This is a genomic window from Variovorax sp. SRS16 (assembly GCF_901827165.1).
GTDB lineage: Bacteria > Pseudomonadota > Gammaproteobacteria > Burkholderiales > Burkholderiaceae_C > Variovorax.
This window is the reverse complement of sequence record NZ_LR594668.1, coordinates 486,216-507,741: the sequence shown is the minus strand read 5'-3', so window position 1 is coordinate 507,741 and position 21,526 is coordinate 486,216. Positions and strand designations below refer to the sequence as shown.

The following is a 21,526-nucleotide window of genomic DNA, read 5'->3' as shown; positions in this document are numbered from 1 at the left end:
TTTCTCAAAGTGCCATGACTACCATGGTACTGTGGTAAGAACGGAGACCCTTGCATGAGTTCGAGCGCAATCCAGGACAGCCCGCGCCTTTCGGCGAGCAGCCTGCTTTTTGCGCACGACGCGGTGGCGCGTCCCGGCTATGAGCGCACGCGCCTGCAACGAGGGATCGTGCATCTCGGCCTCGGCGCATTCCACCGGGCCCACCAGGCGCTCTACACCGACGCCGTGATCGCGCAAGGCGACCTGCGCTGGGGCATCCTCGGCGTCAGCCTGCGCGATCCGCGCGTCTCGGACGTGCTGGCAAGGCAGGACACCCTCTATTCCGTCACCGCACGGCACGGCGACGAAGCGCGCATGCGGGTCGTCGGTGCGCTGCGCGGCGCCCTGTTCGCGCCGCGGGATCTGGGGCAGGTGATGGCGGCCATCGCCGATCCTTCGGTGTCCATCGTGACCAGCACGGTGACCGAGAAGGGGTACAGCCAGCACCCGGCCACGGCCGACCTCGACATCGACGACGCCGACATGCGCCATGACATCGCGCATCCGGAATCGCCCCGCACCACGCTCGGCGTGCTGGCAGCCGGCATTCGCAGCCGCCCGACCGGCTCGGCCCTGACGCTGGTGTGCTGCGACAACATGGCCGGCAACGGCGACACGTTGCGCCGGCTGCTGGTGCAGTACGCCGACCTGTTCGACGCCCGACTCGCTCGCCGCATCGAATCGGACATCGGCTGCCCGAACAGCATGGTCGACCGTATCGTGCCGGCTGCCACGCCGGCCTCGCTCGACTGGGCTGCCGCGCGCCTCGGGCTGCGTGACGAAGCCGCGATCGTCTGCGAGCCCTTCACCCAGTGGGTGATCGAAGACCGCTTTGCCGGCCTTCGGCCCGCATGGGAGGATGCCGGGGCCTTGCTGACCAGCGACGTGCGGCCCTACCAGGCCATGAAGCTGCGCCTGCTCAACGGCACGCATTCGGCCCTCGCCTATGCAGGCCAGCTGTGCGGACTGGACACCGTTGCCGATGCCATGGCCCATCCGCTGACCGGCCGCTTCGCGCGCCGCCTGATGCTGGAGGATCTGCACGCCACGGTGGCACCGCCGCCGGGCTACGACGTGCTGGCCTATTGCCACGACCTGCTCGAGCGCTTCGAGAATCCGTCACTGGCCCACCGTACGCAGCAGATCGCGATGGACGGCACGCAGAAAATTCCGGTGCGCTGGCTGCCGGCCCTGCGCGAGAGCCTGGCCGCCGGCGTCGAACGTCCGCAGCTCGAGCGCGCCCTCGCGAGCTGGCTGCACTACCTGGCCACAGGCCGCAGCGACAGCGGCACCACACTGGTCATCAGCGACCCCGGTGCCGACGCGCTCGCCGCGCGTGTGCGCCAGGCCGCCAACGACGTCGACGCAGCCAACGCCGCGCTGGCCCACGGCCCCGTATTCGGCACCCAGCCCTGGCCGCCCGCTTTCGCCGAGCGACTGGCCGGCCACTTGTCCACCCTGCGCCACGGCGGCATGACCGCGCTGCTGGCCGGCTGACTTCAACCCCTCGCACCTCGCACCTCGCCACTCGAAGACCCCACGGAGACATCGTCATGACATCCTTCGCCCCCACCCGCCGGCAATTCGCCACCACGCTCGCCGCTGCAGGCGCAGCCGTCACGCTGCACCGATTCGCCTTGGCCGACGGCGAGATCAAGCTCAAGTACGGCACCGCCTTTCCGGCCGACCATCCGGGCACATTGCGCATCAAGGAGGCTGCCGAGGCGATCCGCAAGGACACCGGCGGCAAGGTCGACCTGCAGGTCTACCCGACCAGCCAGCTCGGCAGCGAGCCCGACATGATTTCGCAGACCCGCGCCGGTGCCATCGACATCATGTCCACCGCCGGCACCAACCTGCAGACGCTGGTGCCCACGGCCGGAATCAACGGCGTGGCCTTCGCCTTCAAGGACTACAACGCCGTGTGGGCCGCGATGGACGGCGACCTCGGCAACTACGTGCGAGGTGCACTGCTCAAGGTCAACCTGCTCGCATACGACAAGTGCCTCGACAACGGCTACCGCAACATCACCTCCGCCAGCAAGCCGATCGTGACTCCGGCCGACCTCAAGGGCTTCAAGATCCGCGTGCCGGGCATTCCGCTCTGGATCTCGATGTTCAAGGCGCTCGGCGCATCGCCGACGGCGATTCCGTTCGGCGAGCTCTACTCGTCGCTGCAGACCAAGGTGGTCGATGGCCAGGAGAACCCGCTCGCATTGATCCAGAGCGCCAAGCTCTACGAGGTGCAGAAATTCTGCTCGCTGACCGCCCACACCTGGGACGGCCACTTCATCTTCGGCAACGCGAAGAAGCTGCAGTCTCTGCCGAAGGAAGTGCAGGCCTCGCTGGCGAAGAACCTCAACGCCGCCGCGCTCAGGCAGCGCGAGGACATCGCCAAGCTCAACGTCGATGCGCAGGCCCAGCTGACCCAGCTCGGCGTCACCTTCAACAAGCCCGACGCGGCGCCATTCCGCGACATGCTCAAGAGCGCCGGCTTCTACACCGAATGGAAGTCCAAGTACGGTGACGAAGTGTGGGCCAAGCTGGAGAAGTACTCCGGCAAGCTGGTCTGAGGGAGCGGCACCATGCAGTCCACCGTCGACCCCCTCGACATCGCCCCGGAGACGAGCCCGCGCTGGTTCGACCGGTTGCTCGCGTGGGTGACCGACGTGCCTGCGGCCGCCATCGTGGTGGCCGAGATCATCATCCTCGGCGGTGGCGCCTTCTCGCGCTATGCGCTGCACGAGCCGATCACCTGGACCGACGAACTCGCGAGCATCCTGTTCCTCTGGCTGGCCATGCTGGGATCGTGCATCGCGCTGCGGCGAACCGCGCACATGCACCTGACGACCTTCGTCAAGGACCTGACGCCATCGACGCGCGCCTGGGTCGACGCGCTGGGCATGTGCCTCGTGGTCGCGTTCCTGGTCATGCTGAGCGGGCCGGCGTGGGAGCATTGGCAGGAGGAACTCGAGGTCTCGACGCCGGTGCTCGGCATCAGCGAAGGATGGCGCTCGGGCGCGGTGTTCGCGGGTGCGATCCTGATGCTGGTGACCGCAGTAACGCGGCTGGTCGAACAGGCTTCCTGGAAGCAGATCGCCGTATGCGGCGTGGCGGTGGCACTCGGCGGCGGTGCGTTGTGGCTGCTTACGCCGGCGCTGTCCAGCCTGGGCAACCTCAACCTCGTGCTCTTCTTCCTCGTGATGCTGGTCGGCTGCATCGTGATCGGCGTGCCGATCGCGTTCGCGTTCGGATTGGCCACGATGTCCTACCTCGCGTTCTCGACCAGCACGCCGATGTCGATCATGCCCAACCGGATGCAGGAAGGCATGTCGCACCTGATCCTGCTGGCGGTGCCGCTGTTCGTCTTCCTCGGTTCGCTGATCGAGATGACGGGGCTGGCGCGCGCGATGATCAACTTCCTCGTGAGCCTGATCGGCCATGTGCGCGGCGGCCTGCAGTACGTGCTGCTGGGTGCGATCTACATCGTCTCGGGCATCTCGGGCGCCAAGGCGGCCGACATGGCCGCGGTCGCACCGGCGCTGTTCCCGGAGATGAAGAAGCGCGGCAGCAAGGACGGCGACCTGATCGGATTGCTGTCGGCTTCCGGCGCGATGTCCGAGACCATTCCGCCGAGCATCGTGCTGATCACGGTGGGTTCGGTGACCGGCGTGTCGATCACCGCGCTGTTCGTCGGCGGCCTGATGCCCGCGGTCGTCGGCCTCGTGTTGATGGCTTTCGTCGTCTGGTGGCAGACGCGCCGCGAGGACATGACGGGCGTGACGAGGGCCACGCGCCAGCAGATCGGCAAGCTGCTGCTGGTGGCACTGCCCGCTCTGGCCTTGCCGGTGATCATCCGCACCGCGGTGGTCGAGGGCGTGGCGACCGCGACCGAGGTGTCGACGATCGGCATTTTCTACACCGTGCTCGCCGGCCTCTTCATCTACCGGCAGTTCGACTGGCGCCGCCTCTATCCGATGCTGCTCGACACCGCATCGCTGTCGGGCGCCATCCTGCTGATCGTGGGCTGCGCCACGGCGATGGCCTGGGCGCTCACGCAATCGGGCTTCGCACAGGACCTGGTCAAGATCATGACCGCCGTCCCGGGCGGCAAGCTGGGCTTCCTGCTGGTGTCGGCGCTGGCCTTCGTCGTGCTGGGCAGCCTGCTCGAAGGGATTCCGGCCATCGTGCTGTTCGGGCCGCTGCTGTTCCCGATCGCCAAGCTGGTCGGTGTCAACGAGGTGCACTACGCGATGGTCGTCATCTTCGCGATGGGGCTGGGGCTCTTCGCGCCGCCCTTCGGCGTCGGCTTCTATGCCGCCTGCGCCATCGGCCGGGTGTCGCCGGACGTAGCGATGCCGCGCGTCTGGCCGCACATGGCGGCGCTGTTCATCGCGCTCTTGCTGCTGGTCTTCGTCCCGTGGTTCTCGGTCGGATTCCTGTGATGCGCGACATCCCTCATTTCTCCTGGAGACTCCCTTGAAAATCGAACGCATCCAGACCATCGTGACCTGCCCGGGCCGCAACTTCGTGACGGTGAAGATCGTCACCGACGAAGGCGTGGTCGGGCTCGGCGACGCCACCCTCAACGGCCGCGAACTCGCGGTCAAGTCGTACCTCGAAGAGCACCTGTTCCCGTGCCTCCTCGGCCGCGACCCGCGCAACATCGAGGACATCTGGCAGTACCTGTACCGCGGTGCCTACTGGCGGCGCGGACCGGTGACGATGACGGCCATCGCCGCCATTGACATGGCGCTGTGGGACATCAAGGGCAAGCTCGCCGGGATGCCCGTCTACCAGCTGCTGGGCGGCAAGAGCCGCAACGGCCTGATGGTGTACGGCCATGCCAACGGCCGCGACCATGCCGAGGCCGTCGAAGCCGTGCAGAAGCACGTGGAAGAGGGCTACAAGGCGATCCGCGTGCAGTCCGGCGTGCCGGGCCTGGCCAAGACCTATGGCGTCGGCAAGACCCAGGGCCACTACGAGCCGGCCGAAAAGGGATTGCCGCCCGAAGAGCCGTGGGACACCTCGCTCTACCTGCGCCACACGCCCGAGTTGTTCCGCAAGGTGCGCGAGGCGGTCGGTTTCGAGCCGCACTTGCTGCACGATGCGCACCATCGCCTGACGCCGATCGAAGCCGGACGGCTCGGCAAATCGCTGGAGCCCTACAGCCTGTTCTGGATCGAGGACGCGACGCCGGCGGAGAACCAGGAAGCCTTTCGGCTGATCCGCCATCACACCACCACGCCGCTGGCGATCGGCGAGGTGTTCAACTCGATCTGGGACTGCAAGGACCTGATCAGCGAACAGCTGGTCGACTACATCCGCTCCACCATCGTCCATGCCGGCGGCATCACGCACGTGCGGCGCATCGCGGACTTTGCGGCGATGTACCAAGTGCGCACGGGCTTCCATGGCGCGACGGACCTGTCGCCCGTGTGCATGGCCGCGGCGGTGAACTTCGGTCTCTGGGTGCCCAACTTCGGCATCCAGGAATTGATGCCGCACTCGCCGCTCACCGACGAGGTCTTCCCGCACAACTACCGCTACGAAGACGGCTATCTCGTGATGGACGAGGTGCCCGGCCTGGGCGTCGACATCGACGAGGAACTGGCGGCGAAGTATCCGTACGAGCGCGCGTACCTGCCGGTGGCCCGGCTCGCCGACGGCTCGATGTGGAACTGGTGACGCAGCCGCTTCACCGCATCCCAACCCAAAGGAACCCTTCATCATGTTGAGCGTCGTTGTCGATCAACCCAACAGCATGGCCGTGCGCGAGCTGCCGATGCCCGAGCCCCAGGCCGGCGAAGTGCGCGTACGCGTGCGCTTTGCCGGCATCTGCGGCTCTGACCTGCATATCTTCCGTGGGCACAACCCCTTCGTGTCCTATCCGCGCGTGATCGGCCATGAGTTCGTCGGCCGCATCGAGTCCGTCGGCACCGGCGTCAGCGCCTCGCGGATCGGAGAGACGGTGGTGGTCGACCCCGTCATCAGCTGCGGCCAGTGCCACGCCTGCCTGATCGGCCGGCAGAACGTGTGCAGCCGACTGCAGGTGATCGGCGTGCACCGCGACGGCGGTTTCAGCGAATACGCGTGCGCACCCGAAAAGAACGCGTACGTCGTGCCCAAGGGCCTGGCGCATGCCAGCGCGTCCGTGATCGAACCCTTCGCGGTGGCGGCCAACGTGACGCATCGCACCGGCGTCTTCCCCAGCGACGTGGCCTTGATCTACGGCGCGGGGCCGGTGGGCCTGAACCTGATGCAGGTGCTCAAGCGCGTCTACGGCATCCGCGCCTTCATCACCGACCACTTCGACGAGCGGCTCGCGCTGGCGCTGGATTGCGGTGCCGCCGAGGACGAGATCATCAACACCTCGCGCGAAGCGCTGGCCGAGGCACTGCTCAAGCGTGGCGTCGAAGGCGGACCGACCCTGATCTACGACGCCGTGTGCCACCCTTCGATCATCGAGGAAGCCGTGCAGATCGCGGCGCCCGCGGGGCGCATCGGCATCCTGGGCTTCTCGGCAACGCCTTCCGCCATTCCGCAGCAGGAGCTGACCAAGAAAGAGCTCACCCTGTATGCGTCGCGGCTGAACTGCGCGATGTTCCCGACCGTGATCGACTGGATCGAGCGCGGCCTGGTCGATCCGGGTCGCATCATCAGCCACAAGGTGGACTTCCGCGACGTGGCAGGCGCGTTCGACATCGCCGAACGCAATCCACGATACAGCTGCAAGGTGTTGCTGGACTTCGGGGAGGATGCTTAAACCAAACGCGTACTCGCATTTCAGAAACGCTATGGATTCTCCTGCCGTTGCGACTGCGACTTGCATCTGTCAAAGGACGACCACGCCGGGCTGTGGTTCGAATATCTTGCTCAAAGGAAGCACGTTTGCGTGCCATGGCTTCTTCGCGCGTTGCGCGGGTGCACGCGCTGCGAGGTTGTCCTTCCTTTCTGTGGATAACGCTGTGTCTAGTTCGCAAGGAGCGATGGCAGAGCGTGCATCCACGCGGACTCGCGGCGCATTGCCTCTATATGAGGCAAGCAGCTGCGCCGAGCGTTCAGGCGTGGCCAGGATGCGAGCAGAGATCACGCGCAGCGATCTGCACAGAGAAAATTGGAAGCCGGGCTCGATCCCGGCTTCCTCGTCAGGCGAGGGCGGTCACATCTTGACCGTCGCTCGACGTTTGCGCGGTTCTGGCGCGTCCGTGTCAAGGGTTTGGCCCTGACGCTTCTCGCGCGCTTGGACAAGGCGCTGCTCTTCCTGCTGGCTTACGCCAGCAGCATGCTTCGCAACCGCGCTTTCGACGACCGCGCGAGCCTGACGCTCGACGCCTTCGCGACCAAACAAACTGTTGTTCGCCAGGTCGTTGAAATCCGTGTGCTTCTTCATCCGTGCAATGGCGCCGAGCTGGGCGCCGGAAAGTAGCTGTGCGGTCAGTTCTTCCCGGCGAGCATCCGAGAGCTGAACGCCGTCTGCATCGGCCTTCTCCAGCTCGCCGTTTGCGATCGAATGCGCGCGGAAGTGCTTTGGCGTTACAACAGGGAGATCGGCCGGGTAGGTGGATTCGCCTGGCGCGAAGATCGGGAACATGGCCTTGCCGCCAACCGCGGCAGCAGCGGCTTCGGCCTTCGAGCGGCCCGCATTGACGCCAAGAGTGAACTCCTGATGTTGATCGTTGTCGCCAGCGATCACGAATGGCTTGTCAGGGAAGCGATCTCTCAACGCCAATGCGACGGCAGGCAGATTGCCGGCGTCGAAGGCAGCGACGGTGGCGTGGCCGAGGACTTCTGAAAGCGTGGCTGCCGTGGCATAGCCCTCGGCGATCACAATGACGGGAGCATTCGCAAGGGCGTCCAGTCCGCCCACGGCGTGAAAGCACCCGTCCTTGCGGCTGTTTTTTGCAAAGCGCTTGGTCCCGTCCTCCTGGATGTACTGCATGGTCCAGATGCGGTTGTCCGTGTCGATCGCCGGAATGAGCGTCGTCTTGCCATCGCCATCGGTGAACGCGCCTGGATGGGGTCGGATGCCCTTTGCGGCGAGGTAAGGCGTCGGGTTGTCGACGGGCTTGAGATCCTGCAGCTTGCCGGCAATGCGCTGGGCAGTGGCCTCGTGCAACTGCGCCTGGGCCGCCGCACGCGCCTCGAGTTTTGCTCCGGCTTCAGCCTGCATGGCCGCCTTCTGGGCCGGATCCAACGTGTAGCCTTTACTCTTCCACTTGACTTCTATCGAGCTGCGGTTGTTGCGGATATAGCCGGCTGGGTGCCCGTCCAAATGCCCAACGTAGAAGCCTGAGGCTTCGCTCCTTTTGTCGCCTTCGACGGGCGCGCGGTGCGTCCTGCCATCCATGATCGGATGTTCACCTTCGACAACGAACCCCAAAGCGACCAGGGCCTCGGTGAACTCCGTGCGCGGATCGAGCGCTGGCGACTGCTCAGCGAGGACCTTCTCTGGTGCCCAGCGAGCAAGCATTTCAGGATCAGCGTTCGCGCCGGCATACCAAGACTTCACTGCGCGGTCCCACAGCGCGCCGGCCTGCTTGGCCAGCTCGCGTTCGCCGTAGGGAACGGCCAGATACTGCCGTTTGTTTGCCGACTTGCGCTCTGGATCGGCACCGGCGGCTTGCGCCGACGCCGAGCCTACGACCGCAGTGCTGGCTAGGCCCTTTTCCCACTTGGAAAACGCCGTCAGATCCACGCTTGCCGGCACATACCAAGACTGCTCTGCACGGTCCCACTTCGCGCCCAAGGCCTTCGCCTCGTTCCTCTCTTTGAACGGCACGTTGATGAAGTCGCGCGCAGGCGCCTCGGACACTTCTTGCTGCAGCGAATCGCTTCGCAACGCTGCCGCTTCCGAGAGCTTGCGCGCTTGCCTTGCGGCTGACTTTTCAGGGTCCGTGCTCGGCGGGTCGTTCCTAAGCCAGTCCTCGCGAATCCTCTGCATCTTGCTATCCCTCATTTGATGGTTCATCTCAGCGTAGGCGTCGATCAGTTTCAGCCGATCGACAACCTTCTGGGCCTGGGCTTGCGTGTCGCAGGGTTGAAGGACGGCCGTCGCGCCGGATTCCAGCGCGGCGACCACAACCCATGCGTTTGAAATCTGGCCCATGGTCGGGGCAACGAGTGCCCAGCGGTCATCGACCTCGACCCGCACCATCGGCTGCACTTCCAAGTGCCCATTCCAACGATCGGGGAGGTCGAACCCAAAGGCCTTCTGCGACGCCTCGTGCAGTGCCTGGACGTCGATCGATCGCGTTGCATCGGTGCCCGCGTGAAGGTCGCGCCACGCACTGGCAAGGACTGCATCGGCCCGGCTCATGACGCCGCTCCATTCGAGCTTGTCGACCAGACGGCCAGGTTGGCCGTCGACGACAGGAAGCGAACGTGTGTCGGCGAGGTCTTCGGGAGCGTGCGTCCGCACCGCCTGCGGTGTGATCGCCTTGTATCCGTCGACCGTCTTTCTCGCTGCCGTCACGGCTTCGTGCCAAGCGCCTGTCGCGGCGCGGAAGTCCTCTGCGGCTTGCTGTACGGCACCGTCTTCGTGGGTCAGCTGATAGCGCGCGTCGCCGGCCTTGGCTTCGCCATAGGCGCGAAGCAATTCCTGATGAAGCACCGTGTCAGCGGCCTTCATGGTTTGGTACTGCGTCGCCGTGAGCTCGACGACGGTCGGGCGTTGCGATTCGTCCTGCGCGGTTGCCTGCTGCTGGCTCTGCGTCTGCTCGAAGCCAAGAACAAAATCCTGGATCTTCTCAGCGTCCGCTGCAGCGCGAACGATCTCCATCGGATCGTCCTGCAGCACCTGGATCCACGCCTTCACATAGGCCGCATGCTGCTCGGGATCGTGTCCGATGCCCAGCTCGTCGCCGAGGATCATGCTGGCAATTTCGGCGCGCAACTCCTCTTTCGCATAGGCGACGCTTCCGAATGGATTCGCGAGGTCGCGGTTCAGGCGCGACGCATGTCCGCTCCAATGGCCCAGCTCGTGCAGCGCGGTTGCATAGTAGTTGTCGGCCGTAGGAAACTGGGCGCGATCGGGGAGGTGGATGCTGTCGGTGGACGGGCGATAGAAGGCGCGGTCGTGTTCGCCATGGCGAATCACGGCGCCGGATGCGTCGAGGATGGCTTCGGCCCGCTCCTGGGCGCTCCACGTCTGCTCGGCCGGCTTGCGCTCCATCGGCGGCATGCCGTCGATCTGCTGCGCATTGAAGACGGTCGCGAAGAAAACGCGCGGGCGCTCCAGCTCGACGCGTTGCATCACCGGCTGTCCGTTTGCGTCGACGATCGGCCTGCCTTGCCCGTCAACCTTCTGCTGCTCTTCCGCGAACTTCCAGTACTGGATCGGCGTGCCGTGTTCGCCCTTGCGAACCTGGGCGCCGATCGCGATTGCCTGCTTGAATGTCAGCCAGCGTGGGTCGTCTCGGCCCTGCGCCATCAGGAACACGGCGTTGATGCCTCTGTAGCGCTTGCCAGTCGTCGGGTTCATCGGAATGAACGCCGATGGCTCGCCCGGCACCCACGGCCGCTGCCACGGCGCCGTGCCTTGCCTGAGCTGCTCGATGAGCTTGTCCGCGACCAGCTCGTGAAACGGCTTTCTCGGTTCTTTCGCTGCCTTCGCTGCCTTCGCTTTCACCATGGTGTCAGGCCTCCTTGGTCACAGAGGCCGAATCGAGAGCGGCGGGCAAATCCTCGGAGCTGTCGGCCGCATCGGCTTCGCTCAAGGCGTCTTCTTCAAATGCACCGGCACGCTCGGCCTCGTCCGGATCGAACTCCGCGACGAACCCGGGCGTCAGCGCATCGGTGAGCTTCTCGCGCAACGCCGCATCGTCATTCGCACGGTCGCCCGGAATCATCCCGACCGGGATAGGGTGGTCCTTCATGCTTGCTCTCTTTCTTCCTGCTGCTGTCATCGGGCTTGGCGCCCATGTCGGGATAGGTCTGCTTGCACGTGGGAAAGTCAGAACGACTCCACCACGGCCCTGCGACCTGCTCCCATGGTTTCTTGGTGTCGCGCCGCAAGATCAAGCCGCTGCGCCTACCAGGTGAGGACCGGGACGATCACGGCCTCGATTTGGGAACGGGTGATGGGTCCGAAGTAGCGGCCGTCATAGGAGAGCGGATTCACATCGGACATGGGCAGAACCTCCTGCGCGCCCAAGGTGCGGTTGAAGGCTTGGAAGTGCGCCAGGGGCCTTCCGGCTTTGTCTGCCAGCAGGGGCGCGCTCAGAGGCAGCAGAGCGCCGTTGACGCGGACGCCGTCAAGGCGAACGCTGATGCGGTCAGTGCCAGCGGCTAAAACTCGCTTCATGAGGTAGCCGTAGCCGCCCGGGCAAAAACCGGGACCGACATAGCCACGGTCCTTGACCTGGCTGAAGGAAGCGCCGGCAGGAGGGCAGAACATCACGTAGGCGCCGCGCTCGACAGATGCCGTTGTGCGCCAGTAGAGACCGATGGGAATGCTCGGCGTGGTGTTCAGGCGAGCGCCTGCGCAGCCGATTGCGAGCGCGAACAGAAAGAGGGCGGTCGCGCCGATCGCACCGCGCTTGGCGAGCCGAGTGGACCAGCTCAAAGCGGCACCATGGACGTTGGCAAGCGACTGGAGATCTTCCTGTAGATCGAGGGGTCGATGGCGCTCGGCTCTTGCTCGACATTCGCCTGTGCAGCGATTTGGGCCGCGCGTAACTCGGTCAGGAACTGGTCGGTAGCGCTGAGCCAGTGGATGAGGCCTTCTTCCTTCACGAACAGATCTGGCGCGCTCTGGTGGATCGCCGCGGTGATCTCGCGGCATTCCTTGATCCTCTTGCCGACGCCGCCCTGCGTCACGAGGGTCACGCCGAGCACGCGACGGTATTCGAGGATTTCTTCCTCCAAGGGCCGCAGACGTAAGTTTCGATGCTCGGCATGCACCAGTCGCGTTCGCATCTCATACAGGGTCTGCCATTGCGCGACCAGCTTGAAAACTGCAGCCGCAAGCGCCACGCAGAGCGTGAGGGAAAGAGCACTCATATCGTGACGCCCGCTTCAGCTGCCGGCGTGCCGATGTTGCGAATCACGTCGCTGTTCGTTGGCGCCGGCACTTGCGCGCGTGCCTGGAAGGTCCCGTTCATGAAATAAAGCGGCTGCTGGCCGTAGATCGCCGGAAAGCCAGCAACATAAACAACCATGTCGCCTGGTGCCTTGATGACGTCCCTGCCGTCCTGGAAGCCTTTGACGGGACCGGGCATGCGCAGGCACTCGTCGACGGTCAGAAGCGGGCGCTGCACTTCCTGCGTGGTGCGCGACACCTGGCTCAGCATCGCCGACATTCGCCGCCCGCTGGTCGTGACCTGCTCCTTGACGATCGTCGTCTGACCGGTCAGCTTCGAAAGGTGTTCGGCCGTCTCCAGGCGATTCGGCGGATAGGCGTTCTGCACGTGGCAGTTCGAGGTCACGGTTTCGTCGGGACCGTAGCCCGTCTCACGGCTCTTGAGCTGGTTCAAGTCCTGGCAGATCAAGTAGCACTTGATGCCATAGCCAGCGACGAAGGCGAGCGACTCTTGAATGATCTCCAGCTTTCCGAGGCTTGGGAATTCGTCGGCCATGAAGAGCAAGCGATGCTTGTAGTGCGCAACGGGCCGGCCGCTCTCGAAGCTCATCTTGTCGGCGAGGAGTCGGAACGCCATGTTCACGAGCACTCGTACAAGCGGGCGCAGCCGAGCCTTGTCGTTGGGCTGGGTGACGATGTAGAGACTCACGGGTGAGTCCGCGTGCATCAAGTCCCGGATCTGAAATTGCGAGGCGCCGACGTTCCGAGCAACAACCGGATCCCGGTACAGCGAGAGGTATGACTTGGTCGTCGACAGAACCGAGCCGCCTTCTTCGTCGGGACGGTCCAGCATGTCGCGCGCAGCGGCGCCGACAACCGGGTGGTTCGTGCCGTCGATGTGGCCGTAAGTCGCCATTTCCATCCAGACTTCGGCGGCGTTGCGGCTGGGGTCCGAAACCATCGCATCGATGGCCGGCAGAGTCGCCGTCGTGCCTTCGTCCCTGGCCTTGTAGAGCGAATGCAGGATGAGGCCGACCAGGAGCGCTTGCGCCGTCTTCTGCCAGTGGGATTCGAGGCCCTTGCCGTCCGGATCGACGATCAACGTCGCCAGGTTCTGCACATCGCCGACCTCATGTTCAGTGCCGATGCGCAGCTCGTCCAGCGGGTTCCAGCGGACGCTGCCATCAGCCGCAGCAGGCTCGAAGCGAAGCACCTTGTTCTTCGCGTGCTTTTGCCGCCAGCCCGACGTGAGCGCCCAAAGCTCGCCCTTGAGGTCCGTGATGATCGTGCTGCCCGACCAGGACAAAAGCGTGGGCACCACGAGGCCCACGCCCTTTCCGGAACGCGTGGGCGCGTAGCAAAGCACATGCTCCGGGCCTGCGTGCCGCAGGTAATGCATCACGCCGGCGTCATCGACCCATGCGCCGACGTAGACCCCGTCATTTCGAACTGGCGCAAGGCCGCGTAGGCGGTCAAGGAGGGGTTCCTTCCGAGGAAGCAATCCGGCCTTTCGGATGTCCTCTTCGTTCGCCCAGCGCGCCGAGCCATGAAGATATTGATTGGGCTTCGAGCTGTTGGCCAGCGCCATGCGGGTGATCGACAGAGCCAGGAGGCCCGCGGCGGCGATTGAAATGCCGATGCCGCCAGCGCGGGTGACCGCGTCTGGGTAGATCCCGTACCACCTCATGGCCCAGCCGATGATCGACCAAGGTGCATACACGTGGCCAAGGCTTGAGCCGAGCTGTGGGTTGTACTGAAAGGTGTGAGCGAAGTACTGCGACGACGCACCGAGCGCTGCCAAAAGCGTGCCCCCTGCTAGAAGCGGGATGCCCCTGCTCGGCCTTTCCCTCTTGCCGCGTATCTGCGGGCCTACGGCGTTGTTGCGTTTGTCGGTCATCGGCTGCGTCCTTTAATCGCTTTAATTCCCTTGATCCGGATCGCTCCATCGGGTGTGAGTGAGACGGGATCGCCGACCTTGATGCGCTTCAGACGCCGAGCCGTGGCCGCGTCGATCTCCAACACCGCGACCACATCGCCCCGCTTCACCAAGGCGAGCGTGGCGCCGGCACTTCTGCGAGTTCCAGCATACAGCGCAGCGGCCCCAAAATCATCAGTATATCGGATGTATTTCGGTATATCTATTCCTTTGAGGCGTTTGCTATCGCGTTCGGCGACGAACATGTCCACTGCAGCGGTGGCGGATGTCGACTTCGGAGCGCCGACAGCTACTCCTGGCCGATCCACTGGCCGTCGCACGTGGTGATCAGGTCCTGGGTGGCGCTGCTCCACGTGATCAGGAACATCACGCGGCAGTAGCACTTCGCTTCCGCTGGCGATGCGAACCACAGCGAGTTGATGCAGGTTTCGCAGGCGCTTTTGGTTTGTGGGCGGAGGTCGGGTGCCAGCCCGGCCAATGTTGGGCTTACCGATTCGGGAGGGCGACCCCAGCCAGTAGGCTCCTGTGGCCATGAGTTCTCCGAGGGCACCTCGGAAACCTCGGGTGCTGCGCTCGCGGGGCGGGGCGCTTCGTCCAGCGCGGCCATCGCCAGTTCCAGGTCGTCGCTGTCGTTGTCGTTGTGTGCGTTCGTCATTTCTCTCTCGCTGGTTTAAAAACTGGATGAGCGCGATGCGCCGCTGTTCAAGCGCCGCATCGGCAAAGGTGATGGGAAGGCGAGCGGCTGCGGCAGCACGAACCGCGAGCTCTTTGAAGTCGGCGGTGCCGGTGAGTGAGATTCGAGTGCCGTAGCGGTGCGCTGCGAGCCTCAGTGCCTGGGCCATCGCCGATGCGCGAGAGCCGCTCTCGAGCTGGATCCGCTTGCCGTCGTCTCGCACAGTTGCGTTGCCGACAGCGCGATAGATCACGGTCCCCTGCTTGGTGACGCTGTCTTGAACAAGCATCCTGGTCTCCGGGCCGTTTCGGATTCCCTCACCGGCGACGGTGTTGCCACGCAGGCCGCGGCTTGCCTCGCGAGCCCTCAGCGCTTCAAGAGCATCTTTATGCCCATTGGCCGCCTTCAGACGCAACCAGTCGGCCCAGGCGCGCTGGGTGTTTTCATTGGCAATGCGTTGCCGAGCCAGCACGTTGTGGTTGCGTGCTTTCTGCAGGTCGTCCTTGAGCTTCCTGCTGGAGAGGAGGTACAGCAGACGCTTGTTCGCCGGGCTATCGCCCATGAGCTTGATGGTGGCTCGGCGCAAGCGCCCGGCCCTCTTGGCCGCCTCCACCTCCTGTGTATAGCGACTACGCTCGAGGCGCGTCGCCTCACTCCTCGTGACTGCCATGGCGTCCTGCTCGGCCTTGTAGGCCTCGTAGAGCCGGGAGGTGTCCAAGCGCGAGCGAATCGGCTTTGCTTCGTACCGCTTTGCGGGCTGGCGGATCTGAGCACCCTTGTCCGAGCTCGGCGTGAACGGTCCGAGCTTCTTTTCGAGCTGGGCCTTGGACATTTCTCGCGCGACCGACGATGCCTTGACTGAACACCCCTTGTCATCTTCAATGACCAGGCCATTGCCCTGTAGTCGCAGCGCAAGGCCAGCCGAGCGCATCGTGGCGTGCAATTCATGCCATGACTTTGCGCAACGGAACTCTCCCAGGCATTCCGCCTTGATCCAAGCCAGCAGACTCTGCACGCCCGAGTGCCGCTCCAGGTCATCGGCGCGGTTCTCGGATTGCGACTTGCGGCCCGCGTGATCGAGCCGCTGCAGGCCAAACTCGACTTCGAGCTTAGCCGCAGCCTCTCCCATGAGCTTGAAATCGCGCAGCGGCTCATGGATCGTGTGGCGCTTGGGATGGATCTTGTTGATCGCGACATGGATATGCAGACAGTCCGTGTCTCGATGCACGGCGCTGATGCGCTGGTGTTCTTGGTAACCGAGTGCGGTGCAGATCCTGTCTTCGATGACGCGCAGGGCTTCAGGGGCCGGGGACTCGCCCGGGGCGAACGAGATCAGCAGGTGATAGGTCTTGTCTGACTGGGCGCGTGTGTTGTGCGCCTGGAGAGCCTCAGCTTCGCGGACTGCCCAATCGACCGCATCGCTCGCGAAGTTGGTGAGCCGAACTTCGCCGAGGCGCTCGGCCTTGCCCTGTGAGTCGGTGATATAGCGGGAGAGCCCGGCGAAGCTGCTTTTCTTCGGATCCTTCATCGCGACGCGCCGGACGATCATCCGCGGCCAGGCAAAAATTTAGCGGCTAAAAACGTCACGCCTTCTTCGCCGCGTCCAGCAGCGCCGCTTGGCAGGCCTGAATCCGCTCCATGGCAAGAACGATCGTGGCGCGCATCTGCGCTTCATCGAAACGCTTCAGCCGAGCGTCATCGGCGAGCCACATCTTCAAAAGGTTTCCGAGCCGCGCCTGGTCCGCATTGACCCTGGCGAGCACCTCGACCTGGTCAAGGTCGTAGACGCTTTTCGGCTGGTAGCCAAGGCCGAGCTGCCGAAGGTAGGCAGACGTGCTGAGCCCAGACTGCGCCGCCCGGACATGGATCGCTTGGTGTTCCTCGGGCAGGCAGTAGACGTTCAGGGCGGTGCTGCCTTTTCTCGTCGCGCGGGGCGCCGTCCCCGCGTCTTCATTCATGGCGATGCCGCGGCACAGCCGCGATGAAGGAGGCGGCAGCCGTCTGCCTCGCAGAGCAAGAGCCCTGTTGAGCACGTAGTGCGAATAAAGGGCAAGGCGAAGTAGCTCTGCCGCTTGCGGTAGGGGTACTTCGCCTATCTTGCCCGGAAAACAAGTGAGTCATACGCCATAGTCTATGTGAGAAGCAGATAAGCCATGTTCATTTCATCCGATATAAGATATGCTATTGGCCACAAAAAAGCCTCTTCCGCCCTCTGGGTCGGGCGCAATGTCCTCCATGCCGCGTACCAAGAAATCTCAGTCAAATCTCAGTCCCGGCTCAGCCACGGCTCAAAAGGGGCGTCTGGTCGATCGTGTCGCGAAACGCTTGCAGGAGAGGGGAGAGCCGGTGGTTGCACGCGCGGCCAATCGCGCTGTCGTACTCGTTCACTGGCAGGAGATCGAAGAGACGGCTGAGGGCGGCTTCAGCCTGCGAGCGCTCTGGGAGACGCTCAAGGAGGAGGGCATCGTCGACTTCGCGTACCCGACTTTCGTGAGGCATATCAGCGCGATCCGCGCGCGGGCCGCCCCCGGGCGATCGCGGGCGCTACTGCCGGCATGCAACGCCAAACCCGAACCGCCAGTTCCGACGAAGTCGTCTGGCCAGGCGGGCTCGAGGAAACCGACAGCGGTCGAACTGACCGTTGCCAAGACAAAAGCCGGCATGGCCGGCTTCACTTTCAATCCGATCCCCAACGAGGAGGAACTCTACTGATGGCCAAGATCCACATGATCCTGCAGGGCAAGGGGGGCGTCGGAAAGTCCTTCATAGCCACCATCCTCGCGCAGTACAAGCTGGGCAAGAACCAGGCGCCGATTTGCATCGACACCGACCCCGTCAACGCGACATTCGCAAGTTACAAGGCTTTGCGGGTCAAGCGCCTGCAGCTGATGGAGGGTGACGAAATCAACACGCGCAACTTCGATGCGCTGGTCGAGCTGATCGCGCCCGCCAAGCATGACGTTGTCATCGACAACGGCGCCAGCTCGTTCGTCCAGCTCTCCCACTACCTGGTCACGAACCACGTGCCCGAGCTGCTCCAAAGCATGGGGCATGAGCTGGTGGTGCATACCGTCGTGACGGGCAGTCAGGCGCAATCCGACACGCTCAGCGGCTTCACCCACTTGGTGAAGCAATTCCCCGGCGAGGCGAATTTCGTGGTTTGGTTGAACCCGTATTGGGGTCCGATCGAGCACGATGGCAAAGATTTCGAAAGCATGCGGGCGTACAAGGAAAACAAGGAGCGCGTGTCCGCTGTCATTACGCTTCCGACTTTCAAGGGCGAAACCTTTGGCCGGGATCTCTCGGACATGCTTCAGGACCGCTTGACCTTCGCGGAAGCGGAAGGGGATCCCGCCCTGACGATCATGACGCGACAGCGCCTGAAGACCATCCGCTCGCAGCTCTTTCTCCAGCTCGACATGGCTGCCGTGCTCTGATGGGCGAGAAAGATGACATCGACGATGCGATCCGACAGATTGCGTCGAAGAACGGCGTGGCCGTTGGCCGCGACGATCCGATCCTTGTCCTCTTGACGATCAACCAACTCCTGCAGGAAAAGGCTGACGCAGCTCAGCAAAGCCTGCTTGCCCAGCACAAGGAAGAGCTGGAATCCATTGCTCAGCAATGGGGCCGCGACGCCAAGGAAAAGGCGGAACGCATCCTGACGGCGGCTCTTTCCTCCAGCAAGGAAGCGATGGCCTTAGCCATGAACGAAAGCGCAACGGCAGCGGCAGGGGCCGTGCGCGCTGAGATTCAAACCATGTCTCAGAAGTTTGCTGGAGCGATCGAAAACGCGCGCCACGTGGCAACCATGAACCTCGTGGCCGGAGGCCTCACCATCGCATCCGCTGTGATCGTGTTGTGGTCCGTGCTCAGGCACTGACCGCGCGTCAGTGCGACGGCAAACCGACAGGCTCGATGATTAATGATGGAACGACTTGGACACTGGCGCGGCGAATGACGTAAGATGAGGTATTACCTATGAATACTTCAGCTCTTCGTCCCGTCACGGTCAAGATCGAACCCTCGGTCAAACTGCGAGTGCAGCGTTTGGCAAAGGCACGCCACCGTACGCCTCATTGGGTGATGCACGAGGCCATTCTCCAGTTTGTCGAACGTGAGGAAAAGCGAGAAGCATTTCGCCAGGACGCGATCAGGGCATGGGACGAATACCGACTGACCGGCTTGCACGTCACAGCGGCGGAGGCAGATGCCTGGATGGCCAAGCTCGAGACCGGGCAGGACGTTGAGCCGCCTGAATGCCACGGTTGATCTGGTCGCCGCACGCGCTTAGCGACGTGCAGCGTCTTTACCGCTTCCTCTGCGGGAAGAACCCGGATGCTGCCCGACGCGCAGTCCGAACCATCCGCGACGGCATGATGGTTGTGGCGCAACAGCCAGGCATCGGGCGACCCATTGCCGACATGGAGCCTGAATACAGGGAATGGCTTATCGACTTCGGTGCCGGTGGCTATGTGGCGAAGTACCGTTTGGATGGCGAAACGGCGGTCGTCTTGGCGGTGCGGCACCAGCGGGAAGTCGGGTATGAGGAATGACAAAGAAGGCCGGCCTCAGGAGGGTCCTGTCTCAAAGCCCCGCTGATCCCCTGAGGCGATGCAGGCTCAGAAGAAAGGGCCTCGCGTCCAGGTTCGAGATCCGCGAAGCGGAGAGGGGATTGCCACGGTGGCAGCTTGGACGCGGGAGGGAAGGCGGTCCATGAGCGTGCCGCTTTTTAGCGGCTAAATCTTCGCGGACCGCGATTGCTTCAAGCCACGAAGGGCAGGAGTGACGACAGCGCGGGACTGGTCGTCGTAACTGATGACCAAGTTGGCACCGATTTCAGGAAGTTTGCTGAAATCTGCGCGCGCGTGAAAGACGACGGCGCGGCCGACGCTCTGGTAAACCTTGGCCTCGTCCGAATGAATGATGGTGCCCTCATGGGCTTCGGCCTTCGACGCCGCCTTGGCTTCATGCAGGTTGTAAAAACCTGGCTTGACGTTCTGAGCTCTGGATACTTTTTCGACGGCCCAGGTCGTTCCCTTCAAGGCCTGAAGGATGCGTTGTCCGTTCATGACGACTAAACGAGAGACGCGAGGGTCGGCGGTATCAGAGGACATAGAAGCGAATCGAGCCTTCGATTGGAGCTTGCGGGGCCGCCGATTATGTCGACTGAAATTTGCGTTCAGGTGTGAGAGGTTGCCAATTTGTAACGCGAGGTTAGAACATACGTACTCCATGCGCAGAAATCCACGCCGGCGCCGGTTCGGTTCAAGAAACCCCCATCTGGTTAGGCGGGAGTCAGGAAAATGAAGGCGTAAATCGGTCAGCCTTCAAGCAGTGCGACGAGCTGCACTTCAGCCAAGCGTGCTGCGAACTCGTGCCCGTCGTCGTCGTACTTCACCCACGCAAGGCCTTCTGCAGGCGCTCGGCGTGTAAGGATCAGCCGGCCAGCTCGGCCATCGTGCCGAACCTGCACGACCGCCTTCTTGATCGTTTCGGGATCTTTTTCCTTGGGTGCACTCTTCCCATACTTGCCGGATTGATCCTTGTCCGAGCTGCCGCCACCACCGTCACCGTCGACCCCGTCGACCCCGTCACCGGTCTTGTCGTCCAAGTACTCCCGCAGCATTCTGGTCGTCCCCCGGGTGATTTCTTGAGTGTCGTTGCCGAGCCACTCCGAGACTTCTCTCGCATCCTTTTGGTAGGCCTTGACCAGCTCGTTGACGACGGTGACGTCATTGACGCGGCCGGTATTGAAAGCGGTCGCAATCGGGTCTGGCAAATCCAAAAGAGTGACGTGCTGCGAGACGAAGGACTTCGACACGCCGATGCTCAAGGCGATGTCGCCCTTCTTGATGCCCTTCGACAGCTCAGCGCCGATGAAGTCGGCGATCTCGCGCGGTGTGAGGGCGTCGCGTTGCAGGTTCTCGATGACCTGGTCGGCCTTCGTGTATTCCTTGTCGATGAATCCGGGGATCGTCGACTTGCCCGCCAGGATGGATGCACGGTATCGACGCGCGCCGTGGTTGATGAGATAGCGGCCTTCGGCTTCGGGATTCAGGCGCACCGAGATCGGCGTCTTGACGCCGCGCGCCGTGATCGTTGCTGCCAGCTCGGCCAACGTGGTCGGATCAAAGGTCTTGCGCGGCTGGTTGGGATCCTGGTCGATCAGATCCAGCGAAAGCTCAATGGGTCCACCTGCGTTCGCAGCGGCCGTAGGAGCGTCAAGGGCGTCACCCCGATCACCCATCCCGGGCAGGCCGGGCCCAGGCGATTGCGTCGGCGCCAATGCTTTGATGGAGGCCAACTTGGAAGTCTTGAAGGTCACGGTCGGTTGTGCCTTCGTTGTTGCGTCGGTCATCAAGCAATCCCCATTTTTTTGGATACATCGGCGACGAGGGCGCGGACTTCCTTGCCGGCCTTGCGAGCGGCCGTCTTGTCGACACCGCCCTTTTCGTGTGAAACGACATGAGTTTTCATTGGGCGGTTTCCATGAGCTTCGCCGTGTCCTTCGCCCACTTTCTCACGATGAATGCCATGTACCCAGGCAGGACGACTGAGACTTGCTCGAACCCCGCTGGCAGCGTCGCCTCTTTGTGTGCCGCCCAAACCCGCTTTACGGCCTGGGAAACGGCTCCGCGCGTCAGATCCAGGTTCTTAGCGACCAGCGCCTGCTCCATCCCCGCTACGAGCACGTTGCGCGCGATCTGCCGGGTGTGCCCATCCTTCAGCTTTAGCCGTCCGAGAGCGGCCTCGAACTGAGATTCCGTCAATCGCTTCTTCATGACTCGTCCATAGAACTTGCGCCGCGGCTCGGTTGATGATGCAGGTCCGCCAATCTCCCACATACAGCTTG

General features: G+C 63.4%; 19 protein-coding genes and 1 pseudogene. 10 read left to right on the top strand and 10 right to left on the bottom strand.

Going from position 1 to position 21,526, the window contains the following annotated elements:
* Positions 1–54 precede the first annotated feature (54 nt).
* The 5 genes from E5P2_RS34645 to E5P2_RS34625 are packed head-to-tail and all read left to right on the top strand — an operon-like array spanning position 55 to position 6,805.
* Positions 55–1,536, top strand: a complete 1,482-nt coding sequence (locus tag E5P2_RS34645; protein ID WP_162571569.1) for a mannitol dehydrogenase family protein — start codon at positions 55–57, stop codon at positions 1,534–1,536.
* Between the two features lie 56 nt (positions 1,537–1,592).
* A complete protein-coding gene (locus tag E5P2_RS34640; protein WP_162571568.1) occupies positions 1,593–2,612 on the top strand; it encodes a TRAP transporter substrate-binding protein in 1,020 nt (339 codons plus the stop codon).
* A gap of 12 nt (positions 2,613–2,624) precedes the next feature.
* On the top strand, positions 2,625–4,484 hold the full coding sequence (locus E5P2_RS34635) for a TRAP transporter large permease (protein WP_162571567.1): 1,860 nt from the start codon (positions 2,625–2,627) through the stop codon (positions 4,482–4,484).
* A gap of 34 nt (positions 4,485–4,518) precedes the next feature.
* The gene (gene manD, locus E5P2_RS34630; protein ID WP_162571566.1) at positions 4,519–5,727 is read left to right on the top strand and encodes a D-mannonate dehydratase ManD; all 1,209 of its coding nucleotides are present in this window, start codon (positions 4,519–4,521) and stop codon (positions 5,725–5,727) included.
* Between the two features lie 43 nt (positions 5,728–5,770).
* On the top strand, positions 5,771–6,805 hold the full coding sequence (locus tag E5P2_RS34625; protein ID WP_162571565.1) for a Zn-dependent oxidoreductase: 1,035 nt from the start codon (positions 5,771–5,773) through the stop codon (positions 6,803–6,805).
* 396 nt (positions 6,806–7,201) lie between these two features.
* Here the strand turns inward: E5P2_RS34625 and E5P2_RS34620 are convergent, their stop codons facing one another.
* From E5P2_RS34620 to E5P2_RS34595, 7 genes and pseudogenes are all read right to left on the bottom strand, one after another.
* Positions 7,202–10,672, bottom strand: coding sequence for a zincin-like metallopeptidase domain-containing protein (locus E5P2_RS34620; protein ID WP_162571564.1), 3,471 nt, complete (start codon positions 10,670–10,672; stop codon positions 7,202–7,204).
* 46 nt (positions 10,673–10,718) lie between these two features.
* A pseudogene (locus E5P2_RS34615) lies at positions 10,719–10,916 on the bottom strand (hypothetical protein); the annotation flags it as partial.
* Between the two features lie 155 nt (positions 10,917–11,071).
* Entirely contained in the window at positions 11,072–11,605 is a 534-nt protein-coding gene (gene traF / locus E5P2_RS34610) for a conjugative transfer signal peptidase TraF (RefSeq protein WP_269475717.1), read from the bottom strand.
* Positions 11,602–12,042 (bottom strand): hypothetical protein, encoded by a 441-nt coding sequence (locus tag E5P2_RS38045; protein WP_232081004.1) that lies wholly within the window; start codon positions 12,040–12,042, stop codon positions 11,602–11,604. Before E5P2_RS38045 ends, traF begins: the two co-directional genes overlap by 4 nt.
* Positions 12,039–13,958, bottom strand: coding sequence for a type IV secretory system conjugative DNA transfer family protein (locus E5P2_RS34605; protein ID WP_162571561.1), 1,920 nt, complete (start codon positions 13,956–13,958; stop codon positions 12,039–12,041). Before E5P2_RS34605 ends, E5P2_RS38045 begins: the two co-directional genes overlap by 4 nt.
* Complete coding sequence (gene traI / locus E5P2_RS34600; protein WP_162571560.1) at positions 13,955–16,219, bottom strand: TraI/MobA(P) family conjugative relaxase; 2,265 nt, start codon at positions 16,217–16,219, stop codon at positions 13,955–13,957. Before traI ends, E5P2_RS34605 begins: the two co-directional genes overlap by 4 nt.
* A 34-nt stretch (positions 16,220–16,253) precedes the next feature.
* Positions 16,254–16,628, bottom strand: coding sequence for a plasmid mobilization protein (locus tag E5P2_RS34595; RefSeq protein ID WP_162571559.1), 375 nt, complete (start codon positions 16,626–16,628; stop codon positions 16,254–16,256).
* A gap of 277 nt (positions 16,629–16,905) precedes the next feature.
* Between E5P2_RS34595 and E5P2_RS34590 the strand changes: the two genes are divergently transcribed.
* From E5P2_RS34590 to E5P2_RS34570, 5 genes are all read left to right on the top strand, one after another.
* The gene (locus E5P2_RS34590; protein WP_162571558.1) at positions 16,906–17,382 is read left to right on the top strand and encodes a TraK family protein; all 477 of its coding nucleotides are present in this window, start codon (positions 16,906–16,908) and stop codon (positions 17,380–17,382) included.
* On the top strand, positions 17,382–18,107 hold the full coding sequence (locus E5P2_RS34585; RefSeq protein ID WP_162571557.1) for a nucleotide-binding protein: 726 nt from the start codon (positions 17,382–17,384) through the stop codon (positions 18,105–18,107). The genes E5P2_RS34590 and E5P2_RS34585 overlap by 1 nt, the downstream gene beginning before the upstream one ends.
* The gene (locus E5P2_RS34580) at positions 18,107–18,553 is read left to right on the top strand and encodes a conjugal transfer protein TraM (RefSeq protein ID WP_162571556.1); all 447 of its coding nucleotides are present in this window, start codon (positions 18,107–18,109) and stop codon (positions 18,551–18,553) included. Before E5P2_RS34585 ends, E5P2_RS34580 begins: the two co-directional genes overlap by 1 nt.
* 98 nt (positions 18,554–18,651) lie before the next feature.
* Complete coding sequence (locus E5P2_RS34575) at positions 18,652–18,942, top strand: CopG family ribbon-helix-helix protein (RefSeq protein WP_162571555.1); 291 nt, start codon at positions 18,652–18,654, stop codon at positions 18,940–18,942.
* Positions 18,930–19,226 (top strand): type II toxin-antitoxin system RelE/ParE family toxin, encoded by a 297-nt coding sequence (locus E5P2_RS34570; protein ID WP_162571554.1) that lies wholly within the window; start codon positions 18,930–18,932, stop codon positions 19,224–19,226. Before E5P2_RS34575 ends, E5P2_RS34570 begins: the two co-directional genes overlap by 13 nt.
* A 183-nt stretch (positions 19,227–19,409) precedes the next feature.
* Here the strand turns inward: E5P2_RS34570 and E5P2_RS34565 are convergent, their stop codons facing one another.
* The 3 genes from E5P2_RS34565 to E5P2_RS34555 all read right to left on the bottom strand — a co-directional run bounded on the left by E5P2_RS34565 (position 19,410) and on the right by E5P2_RS34555 (position 21,455).
* Positions 19,410–19,787 carry a KfrB domain-containing protein gene (locus E5P2_RS34565; protein ID WP_162571553.1) on the bottom strand — a complete coding sequence of 126 codons (378 nt, stop codon included), beginning with the start codon at positions 19,785–19,787 and terminating at the stop codon, positions 19,410–19,412.
* A 206-nt stretch (positions 19,788–19,993) separates the two neighbouring features.
* On the bottom strand, positions 19,994–20,920 hold the full coding sequence (locus tag E5P2_RS34560) for a ParB/RepB/Spo0J family partition protein (RefSeq protein WP_232081015.1): 927 nt from the start codon (positions 20,918–20,920) through the stop codon (positions 19,994–19,996).
* A 226-nt stretch (positions 20,921–21,146) separates the two neighbouring features.
* The gene (locus E5P2_RS34555) at positions 21,147–21,455 is read right to left on the bottom strand and encodes a TrfB-related DNA-binding protein (protein WP_162571551.1); all 309 of its coding nucleotides are present in this window, start codon (positions 21,453–21,455) and stop codon (positions 21,147–21,149) included.
* Positions 21,456–21,526 lie beyond the last annotated feature (71 nt).

Bases quoted from the DNA above. Each gene is read 5' to 3' on its own strand.
- E5P2_RS34595 (WP_162571559.1), bottom strand. From the start codon at position 16,628: ATGAATGAAGACGCGGGGACGGCGCCCCGCGCGACGAGAAAAGGCAGC.
- E5P2_RS34555 (WP_162571551.1), bottom strand. From the start codon at position 21,455: ATGAAGAAGCGATTGACGGAATCTCAGTTCGAGGCCGCTCTCGGACGG.
- E5P2_RS34560 (WP_232081015.1), bottom strand. From the start codon at position 20,920: ATGGGTGATCGGGGTGACGCCCTTGACGCTCCTACGGCCGCTGCGAAC.
- E5P2_RS34575 (WP_162571555.1), top strand. From the start codon at position 18,652: ATGAATACTTCAGCTCTTCGTCCCGTCACGGTCAAGATCGAACCCTCG.
- traI (WP_162571560.1), bottom strand. From the start codon at position 16,219: ATGATCGTCCGGCGCGTCGCGATGAAGGATCCGAAGAAAAGCAGCTTC.
- E5P2_RS34570 (WP_162571554.1), top strand. From the start codon at position 18,930: ATGCCACGGTTGATCTGGTCGCCGCACGCGCTTAGCGACGTGCAGCGT.
- E5P2_RS34635 (WP_162571567.1), top strand. From the start codon at position 2,625: ATGCAGTCCACCGTCGACCCCCTCGACATCGCCCCGGAGACGAGCCCG.
- E5P2_RS34640 (WP_162571568.1), top strand. From the start codon at position 1,593: ATGACATCCTTCGCCCCCACCCGCCGGCAATTCGCCACCACGCTCGCC.
- E5P2_RS34565 (WP_162571553.1), bottom strand. From the start codon at position 19,787: ATGTCCTCTGATACCGCCGACCCTCGCGTCTCTCGTTTAGTCGTCATG.
- E5P2_RS34605 (WP_162571561.1), bottom strand. From the start codon at position 13,958: ATGACCGACAAACGCAACAACGCCGTAGGCCCGCAGATACGCGGCAAG.
- E5P2_RS34645 (WP_162571569.1), top strand. From the start codon at position 55: ATGAGTTCGAGCGCAATCCAGGACAGCCCGCGCCTTTCGGCGAGCAGC.
- E5P2_RS34585 (WP_162571557.1), top strand. From the start codon at position 17,382: ATGGCCAAGATCCACATGATCCTGCAGGGCAAGGGGGGCGTCGGAAAG.
- E5P2_RS34590 (WP_162571558.1), top strand. From the start codon at position 16,906: ATGCCGCGTACCAAGAAATCTCAGTCAAATCTCAGTCCCGGCTCAGCC.
- E5P2_RS38045 (WP_232081004.1), bottom strand. From the start codon at position 12,042: ATGAGTGCTCTTTCCCTCACGCTCTGCGTGGCGCTTGCGGCTGCAGTT.
- E5P2_RS34580 (WP_162571556.1), top strand. From the start codon at position 18,107: ATGGGCGAGAAAGATGACATCGACGATGCGATCCGACAGATTGCGTCG.
- E5P2_RS34620 (WP_162571564.1), bottom strand. From the start codon at position 10,672: ATGGTGAAAGCGAAGGCAGCGAAGGCAGCGAAAGAACCGAGAAAGCCG.
- E5P2_RS34625 (WP_162571565.1), top strand. From the start codon at position 5,771: ATGTTGAGCGTCGTTGTCGATCAACCCAACAGCATGGCCGTGCGCGAG.